We start from the raw sequence: 15,656 nt of genomic DNA on the forward strand, positions 1-15,656 counted from the left end.
GAGATCTACAGCGACTGCCAGCCGGACGGCAGTCGCCGGAGCCACCGGTGGCGGGACGTAAGACCGGTGCGGGCGCCGGAAACTGGCTCTACCCCGAATTGCCGGTTCACTACTGAGCCCCCGGCCGTTCGCCATCCCCAGCGCTTATCTGCCTGTAGCCAATCTCGGTAGTGGCCGTTTCGGCAATTGGCTCCCTGGACAATTCCTCGAGCGAGCGGCCCCGCGTTCGCGGGCCGAAGCGCAAAACGACGGCGGCTGCGACTGCGAAGACGCCCATGAGGAGTACCGCGGGTGCCGCACCGGCTGCCGCTAGGAGAGGAAGCATGATAAACGGTGCAATGGCGCCGCCGAGGTGTCCAACGCCGTCACCGACCGCGGAGGCGGTAGCACGGGCACTTGTGGGAAAGATCTCCGACGTATAGGTGTAGGCGGGGGGGCCAAAAAAAGACAATGCGAACGTGGCCAGCAGCACCGCTACGGAGGCAAGGACCTGGCCGAGCGGGAGTGCCAAGAACACCATTGCCACTGCGAAGGCCAGTGCACTAACTATGATGAGCGTTCGTCGTTCCACGCGTTCTACAAGAAGCACCGCAAGGAAGGATGAGACGAGCGGCGCGATTCGCGCGAGCACAGTAACGAATATCGCTCCGGACAGCGAGAGGCCGAGTCCCTGCAGGATCAGTGGCAGATAGCTGCTAAATCCGTACATGGGTATATAGAAGATGAACCAGAAACCCAGCACGATCATGAGGCGCCGCCGATAAGGCGGGTGAAGCAACGCCAGCAGTGGGGTCCGCGGCTCTTCAGACGTGCGTTCCTCCGTCGTTTCCCTCTGCCCAGTGGGAAGGGTGCCGGCGGCTGTTCCAACCCGCTGTTCCATCCTGCGCACAATCGCGTCTGCCTCGTCTGCCCTCCCTACGGCAGCCAGCCACCGGGGTGACTCGGTGATCGCTTTGGAATTGATGAAAAGCAGCACTACCAAGACCACTCCGCCAAAGCCGAACAGCCAGCGCCAGGCATCCGGTTTGGCTCCGAGGAGCGGAAGTGACGCAAAACCGAGCAGGAACTGCAGAATCGCGCCTACGAAGAAGAGCCGCGCCTGGTACCCACCACGCTGCAGGTTGGAAGTGCATTCACCGACGTAGGACGTACACAAAGCAATTACCGCGCCCATTCCACATCCCGTAAGGAATCGAAACCACGTGAGTGACCACAGATCCCAGGAAAAGGCCGTAAGTATCCCGCCAATGCCCAGGACCAGGACAGTGACCAAGATCCCGGCCTGACGTCCTCGGCGATCAGCGACGTAGCCGATAACCGAAGCTCCGACGCCGAAGGCGATCAGGTTCGCGGCAACCGGAAATCCCAATTCCACTCCTGAGAGGCCAAGTTGGGATGACATTCCTGGGAGGGCGAGGGGAAAAACGGCAATGTCGTAATTGGCGAAGAAGAATGTGAGCATGAGCGCGAACCATGCTCCGCGCGAGAGGCCAACACGAGGAAGGACGTTCAAGCGATGGTCAATGTTGCGCGTGATGAGTGGGGAGGACAGGCGGGTTGGATGCGCAGGCATGCGGGCTCCTCAGTGTGTACTTCTTTGGACAACGGGATGACGAGCGGTCTGGGCCAGGGGCGATTTCTATCGGGCGGACACTGTGCCGAAGACTTTGGCCACGGCACCCAGGATCAGCGGTCGCGCGGCCGCCCAGGCAGCAGCGATGACGACGAGTGATAACGAAAAGATTGCAAATCCGAGCCAGCCATTACTGTCTTGCGCGGCATACATGTGATTAAGGTTGCGCATGGCGCCGGTCGCAAATACCAGGCCGATGTGCACGGTGGTAAACACGACGAAGTAGAGCATCACGGGGAAGTGCACTGCACGGGCCCACTCGACTGGGTAGGCTGCGCTCAGTCTTTTGGCCCGCGACGGCCATAGCCCACTCATCCTCACTCCGGTGACGACTGCCAGCGGGGCGGCAATAAATATTGTGACAAAGTAAGCCAGCTGCTGCAGCGAGTTGTAGTTGACCCAGCCGTTCTCGGTTGGCCATTCCAGCGCCGCGTATTGCAGGGCGGCAGAGAGTGCGTTGGGGACAACCTCCCAGCTCGTGGGCACCACCCGCATCCACTGCTTAGTAACGAGCAGGACGATAATGAAGACGATGCCGTTGGCGACCCAAAGAATGTCGAGTGCCTGATGGAACCAGAGATTGATGCTGATCTTCCGTTGAGGATTCCATCTCGGTGACCACATCAATGGCGGTCGGGTCTGGCGACGCACTTGCAGCCCAGAACGGATGATCAGGATGATGAAAAACGAGTTCAAGAAGTGCTGCCAGCCGATCCATGCCGGCAACCCGACCGGAGCACCTTCTGGCAATCCGTACTCCCCCGGATAGCGGCGAAGGAAATTCTGCACGCCCTCTACGTCAATCAGGACCCGTGCGAAGAACACGACGGCCATAGCAACGAGCACGAATCCGACGGCGATGGTTGAACCAGGTCGGATACGGGCAAGCATCCCGCCCTGGCTGCTCGAAGCGGCAGATGTGGTGGCGATGGCGGGTGCTGCAGGGCCGCCGCTGCTCGCTCCCGCTTCGGCAGGGACTCCAGGTGGCGCATCCAGCGAGGTTGGGGCTGTATTGGCAGTCCGAGGAAGCCCTCGTCGCGCCCCTGACGCGTGCGAAGCAGGCTGGGAGGAAATCGGGGGAGCAGCTCCACTGGAGGAACTTTCGTTCGTCGGCGAGGTGCTTGAGGCCGGGCTGTTCCGCGGCAATCCCCGCCGGGGTACGGGCTTGTCCGACTCCATCACTAGCCCTGCCCGCGATCGAGGGCGTCCATGAGCTGGGGCACGACCTCGAACACGTCACCGACGACGCCGAAATCGGCGATGTCGAAGATAGGTGCATCTTGGTCGGTGTTTATGGCGACGATCGTCTTGGCAGTCTGCATCCCGGCCTTGTGTTGAATGGCGCCGGATATACCCAGCGCGACGTACAGTTGTGGCGACACCGAGACCCCGGTTTGGCCGACTTGGTGCGCGTAGGGCACGTAGCCCGCATCAACGGCTGCGCGGGACGCGCCAACAGCTGCTCCGAGCCGATCGGCCAGTTGCTCTACCAGTTGGAAGGCCTCGGCGGATCCGAGTCCGCGGCCGCCCGAGACGACCCGCGTGGCTTGGCGCAGTTCGGGACGGCTTGATGCATTCTCATTATTGTGCCTTCCGTCAACGGATGCTGCGCGTCGGCCTGAGGGCGAGACGGCCAATGCAATTCCTCGGGGAGTCCGTGCCGGTGCACGGTCTTGGATGGCACCAGGCCTGATGGTGGCTACCGGGACGCCGAGGCTTGCAGCGGCGTCCACCGTATATGCACCCCCATACACTGAGTGCTGCATCACGATGCCTTCCTCGTCCTGGCTGAGCCCCACGGCATCCACTGCGAGAGACAGTCCGAGTCGTGCAGCCAACCCCGCGGCGGCATCACGCCCGTCCACAGTGTGCGAGGCCAGAATTGCTCGTGGATCGACGAGTTGGGTTGCTGCAGCGAGAGCATCGACGACCGGGACGGTGAGCTGATTCAAGTCGGATTCACTCGTGAGGACGGCATCGGCGCCGAGGGATGCAAGCTCGCAGGTAAGGGCCTCGTGGCACGCTGTGGAGGCAACGAGCAGGACAATGGGTGTCCCCACTGCAGCGGCCGCGGCGATGGTGCCGGCCGTAGCGGAACCAAGCTGGCCTGAGGAGGACACCTCGGCGAGTACGAGGACCGAGTCCTCGGCGAAATCAGACATGACTGCTCCTAAACGAGACGGTTCCCGATGAGGTAGTCGGCGAGCTGCCTGCCGGCGTCGCCCTCATCGACGATTTTGGTTCCGGCGCTCCGCGTCGGGCGCTCGGCCACGGCCAGCACGACGGACCGCGGTGCAGAAGGGTCCTCCGGGTCGAGGCCCAGGTCGGGCAGGGAGATGGTCTCAATCGACTTCTTCTTCGCTGCCATGATGCCTTTGAAACCTGGAAGGCGCGGGTCTGGAAGGGACTCGGTGACCGAGGCGATCGCCGGCAGCGCAGCTGACACCTCCTGCGTCTCTCCCTCGCTCTGGCGCATACACGAAATGCGGTCCGCTTGAATTTCGAGCGTCGTGAGCGCAGTCAGCGCCGGGGCATCCAGGAGTTCAGCGAGCATGGCAGGAATAACTCCGCCTGCCCCATCAGTCGAGAGGTTACCCGCTATTACGAGGTCGAAACCGACGCGGGTGATCGCTGCAGCGAGAACCTGCGCCGTCAGCGTCAGGTCGGCTCCAACCAAGCCGTCGTCACAAACGTGGATGCCCCTGGCGGCACCCATTGCCAGTGCCTTGCGAATCGTCCCAGCTGCAAGTTGCGGCCCCATGGTCAGAGCGATGACTTCTGTTCCAGCATTCTGCTCGGCGTACCGCAGCGCGCATTCCAGCGCCCGTTCACCGACCTCGTCCGGAACCCGAGCCGAGGCTGAGCGCGCGGCCAGCCCGGTCTCGAGATCCAACATTCTTGGCCCGTAGGTGTCGGGTACCTCTTTAATAAGGACAACAATCCTCATATCCCTGCCCTCCTCACGCCGGTCCCACACGCCACAAGGTGATGTCCTCGTTGGGGAGGTCCTCGTAGGCAATTCGAACGGGCATGCCGATCTTAAGATCTTCGTTAGGGATTCCCGTGGTGTTGGCGAGGAGAACAAGCCGCACAGGGTCCTCGGCCAGGGCTGCGGCGACGATGGCGTAAGGCGCGTCTTCGTTGAAGGCCCCGGGTCCGCGGTGCACGATTGTGAAACTGTACACGGTCGCCTCGCCACTGACCTGCGTCCACTCCAGGTTTTCGGACAGGCATTCGCGGCATGCCGGATAGGGCACCCAGCCGTACGTGCCGCAGTCCTGGCAGCGCGGGACCAGGAAACGATGCTCGGCCATAGCATCCCAAAAGGGTTGATTTTCTGGCGTGCACTGTGGAACGGGCTTGAGGTAAGTGCGGTTCGTGATGACCGTGGTCATTTTGTTTCCTCCCTTAGTCGGTGCCGAGAATGACGGCACTCGTAAGTCCGTGCACGGCATAGCCTTGCTGGTGGGCAAGTCCAATACGGGCGTTTTCGACCTGACGTTCCCCACATTCGCCCCGCAGCTGGCGGACGGTCTCCACGATGAAGAGCCCGGAGGGGTCTCCGCAGTGGCTGCCCGAAAGGAGACCGCCGTCTGTGTTGGTGGGAAGTGTGCCGCCGAGACGGGTGCGGCCGTCGCGGACGAAGTCGGCGCCTTCACCTATGTCGCAGAAGCCCATCTCCTCGTAGTTGCGCAATGCAGTGACGGTGAAGCAGTCGTAGCTGCCGAAGTAGTCGATGTCGTCGCGGGAAACCCCTGCCTGGGCGAAGGCTTTGTCCGCAACGCGCCTCACCGATCGGCCTCCCTCGCGAAACCAGTCTCCGTCTTGCGTCAGGTACAGGTCAGTGTGCACCGCCTCAGCACCCCCGAGAACGTAGACGGGTTTGTTCTTTCCGTCTCGGGCTCGTTCTGCCGTGGTCACCACGACGGCATAGCCGCCGTCGTTGTCGAGCGAGCAGTCGAACAGATGCAGGGGGTCACTGATCATCCGGGAATTGACCACGTCATCGACGGTGATTTCTCCCTTGTGCCCCATAACCGACTCGGGGTTGAGAGTGGCATGATAACGGTCGATCACCGCTACCTGCGCAAGGTCTTCGCTCGTGACGCCGAATTCATGCATATAACGTTGCGCCCAGAGGCCATAGAAGGGGACCATATAGGCTCCTTGGGTCATCCAGGACCATTCGGGTACGCGGGGGGCCGCTGTTGAAGCGGCAGTACCGCGGGGTCCAAGCAGCTGGCCGGCCCGCCCGTAGAACAGGACGGCCACCTCGCATAGTCCTGCCGCAATTGCCGCAGCAGCCTTTGTGACCTGGCCGGCCGATCCCCCCACACTGATGTAGTCGATGGGGCGCCCACCCAGCTGCTCGGCCCAGAATTGGTGCGACGACGTGTCGGCGCCGGCCTGTGCCTCCAGGTGATTTCCGCCGCTGAGAGTGAGCAGCCCGTCGATGTCGCTTAGCTGCATCCCCGCGTCCTCTATGGCGCCCTTGATCGCTTCGAGCTGGAGCGAGAAAGAAGTGCGGTCAGGCAGCTTTCCCTGGCGGGTGCGGTAGACGCCGGCAATTGCGGCTTGCCTCTGGGGGAAGGGCACGGTTACTCCTAAGTTGTCGGGAAGTGAAGTGCGCTCAGTCGCGCGTGAAGCAGAGTGCGTCAACGGCGCATAGTCCGTCCGCAGTGATCATCATCGGGTTGATGTCTAATGAGTCGAGCCATGCCTGGCTGCCGGCAGCCAGGGCGCCAACAGCTACCAGCACATCCGCGAGGGCTTCGACGTTCCATGGTGGCTGCCCGCGGAATCCGCGCATGATTTTTAGATCGTCGAACTCAGCGATCATTGCCTGCGCCTCCGCGCGGTCGAAGGGTGCCAGCCGACCAGAGACCTTTTGGAGTACCTCGACGAGCACCCCCCCAAGCCCGAAGACCACGAGTGGACCGAGTTCAGTGTTCTGCACGCCCACAAACGCCTCGCCTATCGAAGCCACCATCGGTTGTACGGCAACGGTCGCTGGAAGCCCTTCGAGGGCAGCGATCCTCCGCAACCGTTCGACGGCGTCCTGCAGGCCGGAGGCGGTGATCCCCACCAAGACGGCGTCGTGCTCGGTCCGGTGGGCCACGTCGGCGAGCTTGACGACGAAGGGTGGCTCAACTGCCGATGTGGGAATGTCTTCTGTCGGCCCAATCAGCGTATAGGGCGCGGTCGGAATGCCGTGTGCGCGCAATAAATCCATCGCGTCGGCAAATGATAGCATCTGCCCTTGCGCTTCGGAAATCGTCTGGGCGCCGGGGCGGGGGATCAGCGTGACGGCCCTTTCCGTCTCGGGGAGCGAATCTCTGGCGGCAGCAAACCTGTTGAGCGTCTCGATCCCACGCAACGTTGAGCGGGGCCCCCATCCAGCAGCGGCCCCGGGACGTTCACGTACGAGTTTTTCGGCCCACGATCCGACAGGGCCGGAGCAGTTGGCGAGGATGAACGGCTTTGCGTAGGTCTCCGCCGCGTTGAGGAAGGCCTCAGCCTGCATTGCGCCGGCGGCGTCCTCGTCGGCGAGGGGATGGACAAAAACGCAGGCATCCACTTCCGGTGCAGAACCGTATCGCTTCAGTATGTCCGGCCATAGCTGGACGCCCAGTCCCGTCGCGTCCAGCGGGTTGGGAACCGACGAGCCTGGGATGTTCTCGGCGACCCACGGCCGCAGTTCGTCGAGGGCCGGCACCCGCACGCCCTCGTCTCCGGCCAGATCTGCGGTGAGGGATGCGTATCCTCCGGTGAAGGTCAAAATGGCAACATTATCCACGGGCCCACGAAATTCGGCCCCGAGCTGTTCAATGATCGCCAGGCGATCGATGAGTTCATCAGTGTCGTAGGCAAGGCTGACCCCGAACTGACGAAGGGCGACCTCATAGGTCCATGCATCACCGGTGAGTGCTCCTGTATGCGAGGCAGCCATCTCACGCGTCCGCTCGCTTCGGGCCAGTTTCAGGGCGACGATAGGTTTGCCGGCTGCCGTTGCACGGCGCACGGCTGCGAAGAACTCGCGGGGACGGCGAACCTTCTCAATGACGAGGCCGATGGCGGAGGTTCCCGGATCGTCAACTAAGTAGTTGAGGTAGTCCGCCAAGTCGAGCACCGCCTCGTTGCCGGCGGAGATGAGCAGGTTCAATCCTATTGAGGGACGCTGCCACGCGGCCATGGAGATGCCGTTCAGCAGTGCACCGCTCTGCGAAACTACCGAAATGCCGCCCACACGGCGCTTGTGGTCGCCGCAGATTGCCAGACTTACCTGATCGGGAACATTTATGACGCCCAGGCAGTTCGGTCCGACGATTGGGAATCCTCCGGCGTTGGCAGCATCGACCACCCTCCGCTGCAGTGCCAGGCCGGCTTCTCCTACTTCGCTGAAGCCACCTGCGACAAGAATCAGTCCACCGATATCAAGCCCCACGGCCTGCTCCACGTATCCTGTGGATCTTTCGGCGTTGGTTGCCAGGTACACCACGTCGATCGGTCCCGGAACAGCCTCCAACGACGGATAAGTTTCATTGCCCAGCACCGTAGGCTGCGAGGGGTTAACGAACACGACCTCGGTGTCGGAGTGCTTAATGGTGCGCATCACGGCCGAGAGGTAGGGCGAACCGTCACGTACCCCCACAAGGGCGACGGTACGCGGGCGGAAAAGGCGATCAAGACGGCTTCTCGTCTTCAGCTGACTGGGATTCACAAAACGGCCTTTCTGGAGGAGGACATGGGCATGGCAGCCCGACGGGCAGGGAGTCAGTGCCCGTGCGGGACTTCGCGGAAGGGAATCCCGCGATCCGCAGCGGCTTCGCGTGGCATCCCGAGAAAGCGTTCGGCGATGACGTTGCGCGCCATCTCCGAACTTCCGCCGCCCAGACTGGTGCTCTGCCGCGAGAGAAAATGCTTTGCCCACTCGCCGGCGATGTCCGCAGCGTCGTGGGAAACCCCCCTTGCCCCTGCCAGCTCGAGCCCGGCATCCGCCTCCAGCTCGGCGACCTCGGCGTGGAACAGCCGCATCATAGTGCCGGCGGCCTCAGGCAACCGGCCTTTAGCCATTTCCTCCGTCAGATAGCGGTTCAGGTGTACTTGCGCGAGCTGGGCGACCTCTGCGCGCCCGAGCACGTCCTGGGCCCAGCCTTCGTTCTCGGCTGGGCACTCCGACGCAAGCGTGGCCAGCGTGGAGCGTTGCGCGAAGGGACTTGATGCAGCGTGCCGGGTGCCGCTGATGTAGGGGGAACCGCCTGACACGGCAAGCCGCTCGTGGGTGAGCACCCGGGTGGCGACTCGCCAGCCATCTCCCACTTCTCCGACGACCGCCGATTCCGGGACCACCAAATCGTCGAAGAATTCCTGGCAGAACTCGCTGGAGCCGTTAACCATCTCGATTTGGTGCACGGTTACCCCACGCTGATGAATGGGAAAGACGAACATAGTCAGTCCCTCGTGTTTGGGAACATCCCAGTCAGTCCGCGCCAGGCACATCGCGTAGTCAGCCTTGTGGGCGCTGGAGGACCATACCTTTGAGCCGTTGATAACCCAGTCGCCGTCTCGGCGGTCAGCCCGCGTTAGCAAGCCGGCCAGATCGGACCCCCCGCTCGGTTCGGAGAGGAATTGGCAATATAGCCGCTCGCCGGAAATCATCTTGGGCAGATGCTCACGCTTGAGTTCCTCGCTGCCCGTCTCAAGGATGGCGGGTCCGCAGATAGCCAAAGTCGGAAAATTCAGCGCGTACGGCATCTCGTAGGGTGCAGACTCCTGATTGAAGACGGCCTGATATTCAAAGGGATAGCCGCCGCCGCCGTACTCGACCGGGTAGCTGAGCCCGGCGAAACCACCATCGAGGAGTCTGCCCTGCAGCTCCCGGTCGCGTTCCCAACTATCCGGCGACGGTGCCACCGCCTCATCGAGCAGCGGCATGTTGGCGGCCAGCCAAGCGCGGGCGCGCAGTCGGAACTGATCAATCGACTCGGTCATGCTTCCCCCTCGAAGGCGGTTCGGGCGACGTTGATTCGGTGCTCGCGCACCGACCCGTAGAGTGCACGGCAGAGCATGACGCGCCTCAAGTAGATGTGCAGATCGTGTTCCATCGTCTGGCTTAGCCCCCCATGCAACTGGCACGAATCTTGCACGATCTGCACGCCGACTTCGCCAACATAAGCCTTTGCAGCACTGACGAGGCAATCGGCTTCTGGCGCCCCGTCCTGGACCGCACGGGCGGCTGCAGCCAAAAGAGCCCTGCAGGCATACAGGTGAGTTACGTCATCGGCGTAGCGGTGCTTGAGCGCCTGATAGGAAGCCAAGGGACGGCCAAACGAGTACCTTTCCATCCCCCATTCGACTGTGAACTCGAACACCCGGCGAAGGGCCCCCACTGATTCTGCGACCTGTAGCAGATTCATGCAGCGCAATTGGGCCCGCAGTACTGCCCGCCCGTGCATACCGTCCACTGCGACCATTGCATCAGGCAGCAGGGCATCCGTGAAGGTGACTCGTGCGAAGGGACGCACGAGATCGATCGATCCCGTGGGGACAACAGCCACACCTGCATGTTCCGTGGGCACGAGAAAGTGCGTGATCCCATCTTCGCTCTCGGCAGCGATCCATAGCACATCCGCCTCGCTGCCGAACTCGACGGCCTCGACGTCGCCGGAAAGAACCCAACACTCGCCTTCGCGTCGTGCAGTTACCCCTGGTGTGATGCCGGCCAGCGGGGGAGCGGCCCACGCTGCGACAGTAGTGCCTTCAAGAATCCCAGCCAAAACCTCATCATGATTACGACGCGCTTCAGGCTGTGCGAGGCCCGCAACGATCGCACTGGTGACAAGCAACGGCCCCGGAGCGACATGCGCCCCGCACAGCTCTGCGATGTCGACCAGGTCAATGACACCTTCACCAGACGGGCTGCCACCTCCGGCGCGTTCGGGTGCCAGAAGCATGGTCCATCCAAGTTCAGCGGCCTGCTGCCACCAGTTGCGCTCAAAAGGTACTGCGTCTGAATGCAGTCGGCGGGCAAGACTTACCGACCCGCTCTGCACAATGAAATCGCGTCCCGCTTCGCGGAAGAGATCAGCTTCGGCATTGATTACCGGAGAACTCACGGCGTTTGTCCTTTCACTTCGAACTTCGCTGTCCGGTTCGTTGCACCACGATGACACCTTGCGGCCGCCGTGTCAAATGGCTTACCGTAAGCCTATCTATTGGACTAGATAAAGGGCGGTATTCCATGATTTCCAGCCAAATGGCTCAGGCCCAAGGTGCTGTTCTGGCAACTCGGACGGCCTATCCAATTGATGCCTCATCCATTCGACGCTGGGCCATCGCCGTCTACTGGCCCGAGACCCCTCCCGAGCGGTTTCTCTGCGGTAGGCCACTCTTGGCTCCGGAGGAGTTCAATCCCTTCGCATGGGCGGTGGCAGCGGCAGAGGAGTCACCGAACGGAAACATCGAGCTAAACGACCCGGACAGGTTGGAAAAGCTTTTGGGATTGCCGCCGCTGGGCCTGACAGTGCAGTTGAACGGGGGAGTCGAGATGCGCTATCTCGCACCGATGCAGGAGGGTGATGTGATCACCAGCGTCAATCGGCTTGCCAGGTACGCGGAGCGGGAAGGCCGGCGCGGGCCGATGCTGCTGAGCACCACAGAAGATACATGGACGAATCAGGAAGGCCGCAAGGTGCTCACATCCACGATGACCCTGATCCGCTACTAAGACCTTCGGCACTGCTCCGAGACGACAAACCAATAGGAAGGGACGAAACGTGCATACAACGGAGAATTCACCGATGGTAGGAGAAGAACTGCCCGAGTTCCGACGACGCAGTGGCTTGGAAACGTGGAACCGGTACGCGGCCGTAAACGACGAGTTCGTCCCGATCCACATGGATGACGCAGCCGGGCGTGCGGCGGGCATGCCAGGAGCGATCGGCATGGGCAACCTGCAAGTCGCCTACATGCATAATCTTCTTCGCGGTTGGCTGGGCGACAGGGGACGGATCGTTCAAGTGACGGCATCGTTCCGCCAGCCCAACATCGCTGGCGACATCGTGGTAGCTGGGACCGTGACCGCAGTGCGGCGCGGGCCTGGCGAGGTGCTTGCCGACATCGACTTGGCGGTTCGCACTCCTGACGGTGAGGTCCTGGCCCCCGGCTCTGCGACCGTGGCATTTACGGCCGGATGACCACAGTCCGCCGGCAGGGCTACTGGGCGTCGCTCGTCAGGCGCGCTTCGGCGGCGTCGAGAATGAGGTCAAGGCCATAGAGGAACGCCGCGTCTCCTGTCATGTCTATGATGATCGGCTCTTCGGAAATCAGCTGGGTCAAAATCGGCATCGCGGGAGTGTCCAGCAACTGCAGCTGCGCGGGGCCCTCCGGTGGCGTGCCTGTGATGCGGCGCGTGCGCTCCGTGATGACTACACCGCGGGTAAACATGCTGATTGCACTCTGTACATACCAAGCGTCTGCCGGCTTGAAGCCGGCCTCCACAAGGAGCCGCAGCGTTTTCTCCGCCTCAACGAAGACGAACCGGGTCGTCTCGCGGCTGTAGTCAGAATTTCGGCTGATCATCAAATCGGTGAGCACCGCGTCTTGTGCATATACCTCACGCGAGCGAACTGCCTGGCTACGCAGGAAGGAACGCCAATGCGCCGGGGCAACTCCGTCCACCGGCAGCATCTGCTCCTGCAGCGAATGCACCGCCAGGATGTTCATTTGTCGGAGGAGTTCGTCTTTGTTCTTGAAGTACCAGTAGATGCTGGTGACTCCGACGCCCAAATGTGAGGCCAGCCCCGGCATACTTAGGCCGTCGAGGCCGTCGCGCCCGGCGACTTTAAAGGCTCCACCAAGGATCATGTCGGCGTCGATCGACCCCCGGGGCAGCCGGCTCCTTTTCGTCATTCCCGTAACCCTATTCCTCAAAGCCTTCGGTCGTGCCCGCGATTCCCGACAGCCACTTTTCTATCCTATGCGCGTGCGCGCCGGAGCATAGGAGCGACAGATGGTTGGCTGTCATGTCTCGGCAACCGGGCGTGGAGTGATCGACAACCCCGTCTTGCCGTGCGGGATAGCCAGGGTGAGCAGTGTGCAGGCAACCGATGCGGCCAGCCCGACGATAAGCGCGGCCTCGAAAGCGGCCGGCGACGGGGCCGTGCCAGCGGACAGAACGCGGCTTCCCTGGGCGAGGATACCCGCCGTGAGCGAAGCCGCGGCCGTGGTCCCCACTGCCCGCATAAGGGTATTTAGCCCATTAGCCGCAGCCGCCTCTACGGCCGGAACCGCGTCGAGGATCAGCGTGGGCATGGCAGCGTACCCGAGACCTGCCCCGGCACCGATCAGCCCAGACACGACGGCGATCGACCAAACCTGCATGGGTACGACAACGGCGAAAAGGTACCCCACAACCAGTGCAGCTGCGCCAAGAGTGAAGACAGAGCGCGCGCCCACGCGGCGCATCAGCAAAGTGGACACCGGCGTCATGGCAAGCATCATGATTCCCGACGGGGTCAGGAACAGACTGGCTGTCAGCAACGTGAGGCCGAAACCGTCAAGAGCCTCTGGCAAAGCGAGTACCTGGGGGTAGACGATGTTGACGGCGAACAGGGAAAAGCCCATGGCCGCCGAGGCGATGTTGGTGGTCAGCACGGCAGGCCTGATGCTCGTGCGAAGGTCAACCAGCGGAAAGCGGGTGCGCATCTGCCACCACGCCCACCCCAGCGAAATCGTTAGAGCCGCTCCTCCCGTTCCGATGGTCAGGGGCGACAGCCACCCCCACATCGACCCCTGTGAAATCACGAGGAGGCCGGCGCTGAGCCCTGCCGCCAGGCCTGCGGCCCCAAGCAGGTCGAATTGCCCGCCGGTGGCGGGGCGGCTTGGGGGTACAACGGCGATGTAGAGAGCGAGACAGAGTCCTACGCCGGCAGCCGACAGCCAGAAAAGCATACGCCAGTGGCCGAACTGCGCTACCGCCGCACTGAGCGGAAGACCCAGCGCCCCACCAACCCCGAGCGTCGCGCTTACCAGTGCGATCCCCCCGCCCAAGCGCTCGGGCGGCAGTTCATCGCGGAGGATGGCGATGCCCAACGGGATAACGCCTATCCCCAGTCCTTGGAGGACGCGGCCGGCAATCAGCAGTTCGACGCCCTGAGCGGTAGCCCCCACCACAGAACCCACCACGACTACGGACAGCAGAGCGACGGCCACGCGCCGTTTGCCATACATATCGCCCAGGCGCCCTGCAATGGGTGTGCATATGGCCGACGCCAGCAGTGTCCCGGTCACCAGCCAGGATGCCGCCTCCCGAGATGTGCCTAGCAACGCGGGCAGTTCTGACTGAACGGGTATGAGGATGGTTTGCATCTGGGCGACGCACAGTCCCGCGAGGGCCAATGTAGCGATAAGGAGCCACGGCCGTGGACGGAGAGAGAGCATAGCCAACAGCATATCGTAATTGTTACCGTAAGCATGTCGACTACCAAAAGGTAGGTCGTAAAGGGTTCGGCCTTGGCCAATACTCGAGAAACGGAATGAGGAGCATGAAATGACGACGACGTCACCTACAGCGACCGGTCTGGCGTTGCCAGGCCTCTGCATCAACGGGCGACCTGCCGCAGCTGCGGACACCTTCGAGGTAATCAACCCGGCCACAGGCCAGCCGGTCGGAAGCGCACCCGCCACCTCGGCTGACCAGGTGGAAGCGGCCTTCGAGGGTGCACTCAACAGCCTGCCGGAGTGGTCGCGCGACCTTGAGAACAGACGACGGGTTCTGAGCGCCCTCGCGGATGCCTCTGAGCGGCACGCTGACGAGCTGGCCGTTCTCCTGTCGCTAGAAACTGGAAAGCCACTCAAAGATGCACGTTGGGAGGGGCGGCTTGCCGCAAACTTCTACCGCTACTACGCAGAAGTCGAGATCGAGAAAGAATCCTCGCTCGGCCCCGACGGCTACCGTTCAACGGTCAGCCATCGGCCACTGGGGGTCGTGGTCAACATTCACCCGTGGAATTACCCCATCAACAATTTGGCAATGAAGCTTGCCCCGGCTCTGAGAGCCGGCAACACGGTGCTTATCAAACCCAGCTCGTCTTCCCCGTTTTCCGGACTCCGCTGGGCGGAAATCATCTCCGATATCGTTCCCGACGGGGTAGTCAATATCCTCTCCGGCCCCGAGCCTCTCGGCGCAAATCTCAGCACGGATCCGCGCACCCGGAAGGTCAGCTTTACCGGTTCCACAAGGGTCGGGATGAAGTTGTATGGTGCCGTCGCCCCGGACATCAAGCGCCTCACACTGGAGCTGGGAGGGAATGACCCTGCGGTCGTGCTGCCCGGCGCACAAATTGAGGCCGTAGCGGATGGGATTTACGGTTCCGCGTTCATTAATAATGGTCAGGTGTGTGCGGCGATCAAGCGGGTGTATGTGCATGAAAGCCAAGCCGAAGAGTTGGCGCAGGCTTTGGCGCGGCGCGCGGCCGCGGCCACCGTCGGCGACCCTTTCGACGAGATGACGGACTTGGGTCCACTGACTACTGCTGCCCAGCGCCGTATCGTGTCCGACCTCGTGCAGGACGCCGTGGCCTCCGGCGCCCGCGTGCTCACCGGCGGCCATGCGATTGAGGGCAAGGCGGGCTACTTCTACTCTCCGACAATTGTGGATCGCATCGATCCGCAGGCGGCGTTGGTACAGGAGGAGCAGTTCGGCCCGGCATTACCCGTCGTTGCTTACCGCGACCTGGACCAGGCCCTCGCCTGGGCCAACGGCACTCCCTACGGTCTCGGCGCGTCCGTATGGGGGGAGGACCTGGCCCGGGCCGCCGCCCTTGCCGTTTCTCTCGACGCTGGGACGGTCACGGTGAACCGGCATGGCATCGGGCGCCCTGACATCGCCTTCGCCGGGCACGGTTGGAGCGGCCTTGGCGTTGAGAATGGGGTGCGTGGCTTCGAGGAGTTCACCGCAATCCAAGCCATCGGCACACCTGCCGACCTTCCCCCGGTCTTTGACGACTGGAAAAATTGAGCC

14 protein-coding genes are annotated in these 15,656 nt (G+C 62.4%); 3 read left to right on the forward strand and 11 right to left on the reverse strand.

What is annotated here, in order from left to right; translation table 11 throughout:
• Window positions 1–109: 109 nt before the first annotated feature.
• From QRM96_RS16685 to QRM96_RS16725, 9 genes are all read right to left on the reverse strand, one after another.
• Window positions 110–1,573 (reverse strand): MFS transporter, encoded by a 1,464-nt coding sequence (locus tag QRM96_RS16685; RefSeq protein ID WP_285320308.1) that lies wholly within the window; start codon window positions 1,571–1,573, stop codon window positions 110–112.
• Between the two features lie 66 nt (window positions 1,574–1,639).
• Window positions 1,640–2,524: a cytochrome b/b6 domain-containing protein gene (locus QRM96_RS16690; RefSeq protein WP_285320309.1), complete on the reverse strand. Its 885-nt coding sequence runs from the start codon at window positions 2,522–2,524 to the stop codon at window positions 1,640–1,642.
• A 290-nt stretch (window positions 2,525–2,814) separates the two neighbouring features.
• A complete protein-coding gene (locus QRM96_RS16695) occupies window positions 2,815–3,795 on the reverse strand; it encodes an electron transfer flavoprotein subunit alpha/FixB family protein (RefSeq protein WP_285320310.1) in 981 nt (326 codons plus the stop codon).
• An 8-nt stretch (window positions 3,796–3,803) separates the two neighbouring features.
• A complete protein-coding gene (locus tag QRM96_RS16700; RefSeq protein ID WP_285320311.1) occupies window positions 3,804–4,580 on the reverse strand; it encodes an electron transfer flavoprotein subunit beta/FixA family protein in 777 nt (258 codons plus the stop codon).
• 13 nt (window positions 4,581–4,593) lie between these two features.
• On the reverse strand, window positions 4,594–5,028 hold the full coding sequence (locus QRM96_RS16705; RefSeq protein ID WP_285320312.1) for a Zn-ribbon domain-containing OB-fold protein: 435 nt from the start codon (window positions 5,026–5,028) through the stop codon (window positions 4,594–4,596).
• 13 nt (window positions 5,029–5,041) lie between these two features.
• Window positions 5,042–6,229 (reverse strand): thiolase family protein, encoded by a 1,188-nt coding sequence (locus QRM96_RS16710; protein WP_285320313.1) that lies wholly within the window; start codon window positions 6,227–6,229, stop codon window positions 5,042–5,044.
• Between the two features lie 34 nt (window positions 6,230–6,263).
• Window positions 6,264–8,354 carry an acetate--CoA ligase family protein gene (locus tag QRM96_RS16715; RefSeq protein WP_285320314.1) on the reverse strand — a complete coding sequence of 697 codons (2,091 nt, stop codon included), beginning with the start codon at window positions 8,352–8,354 and terminating at the stop codon, window positions 6,264–6,266.
• 53 nt (window positions 8,355–8,407) lie between these two features.
• Window positions 8,408–9,625, reverse strand: a complete 1,218-nt coding sequence (locus QRM96_RS16720) for an acyl-CoA dehydrogenase family protein (RefSeq protein WP_285320315.1) — start codon at window positions 9,623–9,625, stop codon at window positions 8,408–8,410.
• Entirely contained in the window at window positions 9,622–10,749 is a 1,128-nt protein-coding gene (locus tag QRM96_RS16725) for an acyl-CoA dehydrogenase family protein (RefSeq protein WP_285320316.1), read from the reverse strand. The genes QRM96_RS16720 and QRM96_RS16725 overlap by 4 nt, the downstream gene beginning before the upstream one ends.
• Window positions 10,750–10,874: 125 nt before the next feature.
• Here QRM96_RS16725 and QRM96_RS16730 point away from each other — a divergent pair, with 125 nt between their 5' ends.
• Together QRM96_RS16730 and QRM96_RS16735 are read left to right on the forward strand one after the other, a co-directional pair.
• Window positions 10,875–11,360 (forward strand): FAS1-like dehydratase domain-containing protein, encoded by a 486-nt coding sequence (locus tag QRM96_RS16730; RefSeq protein WP_285320317.1) that lies wholly within the window; start codon window positions 10,875–10,877, stop codon window positions 11,358–11,360.
• A gap of 73 nt (window positions 11,361–11,433) precedes the next feature.
• Window positions 11,434–11,829, forward strand: a complete 396-nt coding sequence (locus QRM96_RS16735) for a MaoC/PaaZ C-terminal domain-containing protein (RefSeq protein WP_285320318.1) — start codon at window positions 11,434–11,436, stop codon at window positions 11,827–11,829.
• 19 nt (window positions 11,830–11,848) lie between these two features.
• Here QRM96_RS16735 and QRM96_RS16740 read toward each other — a convergent pair whose 3' ends face one another.
• Window positions 11,849–12,544, reverse strand: coding sequence for a TetR family transcriptional regulator (locus tag QRM96_RS16740; protein ID WP_285320319.1), 696 nt, complete (start codon window positions 12,542–12,544; stop codon window positions 11,849–11,851).
• Between the two features lie 111 nt (window positions 12,545–12,655).
• Complete coding sequence (locus QRM96_RS16745) at window positions 12,656–14,086, reverse strand: MFS transporter (RefSeq protein WP_350224073.1); 1,431 nt, start codon at window positions 14,084–14,086, stop codon at window positions 12,656–12,658.
• Window positions 14,087–14,183: 97 nt separating this feature from the next.
• Between QRM96_RS16745 and QRM96_RS16750 the strand changes: the two genes are divergently transcribed.
• The gene (locus tag QRM96_RS16750) at window positions 14,184–15,653 is read left to right on the forward strand and encodes an aldehyde dehydrogenase family protein (RefSeq protein WP_285320321.1); all 1,470 of its coding nucleotides are present in this window, start codon (window positions 14,184–14,186) and stop codon (window positions 15,651–15,653) included.
• Window positions 15,654–15,656 lie beyond the last annotated feature (3 nt).

It is taken from the genome of Pseudarthrobacter sp. lyk4-40-TYG-27, from assembly GCF_030209295.1.
GTDB lineage: Bacteria > Actinomycetota > Actinomycetes > Actinomycetales > Micrococcaceae > Arthrobacter.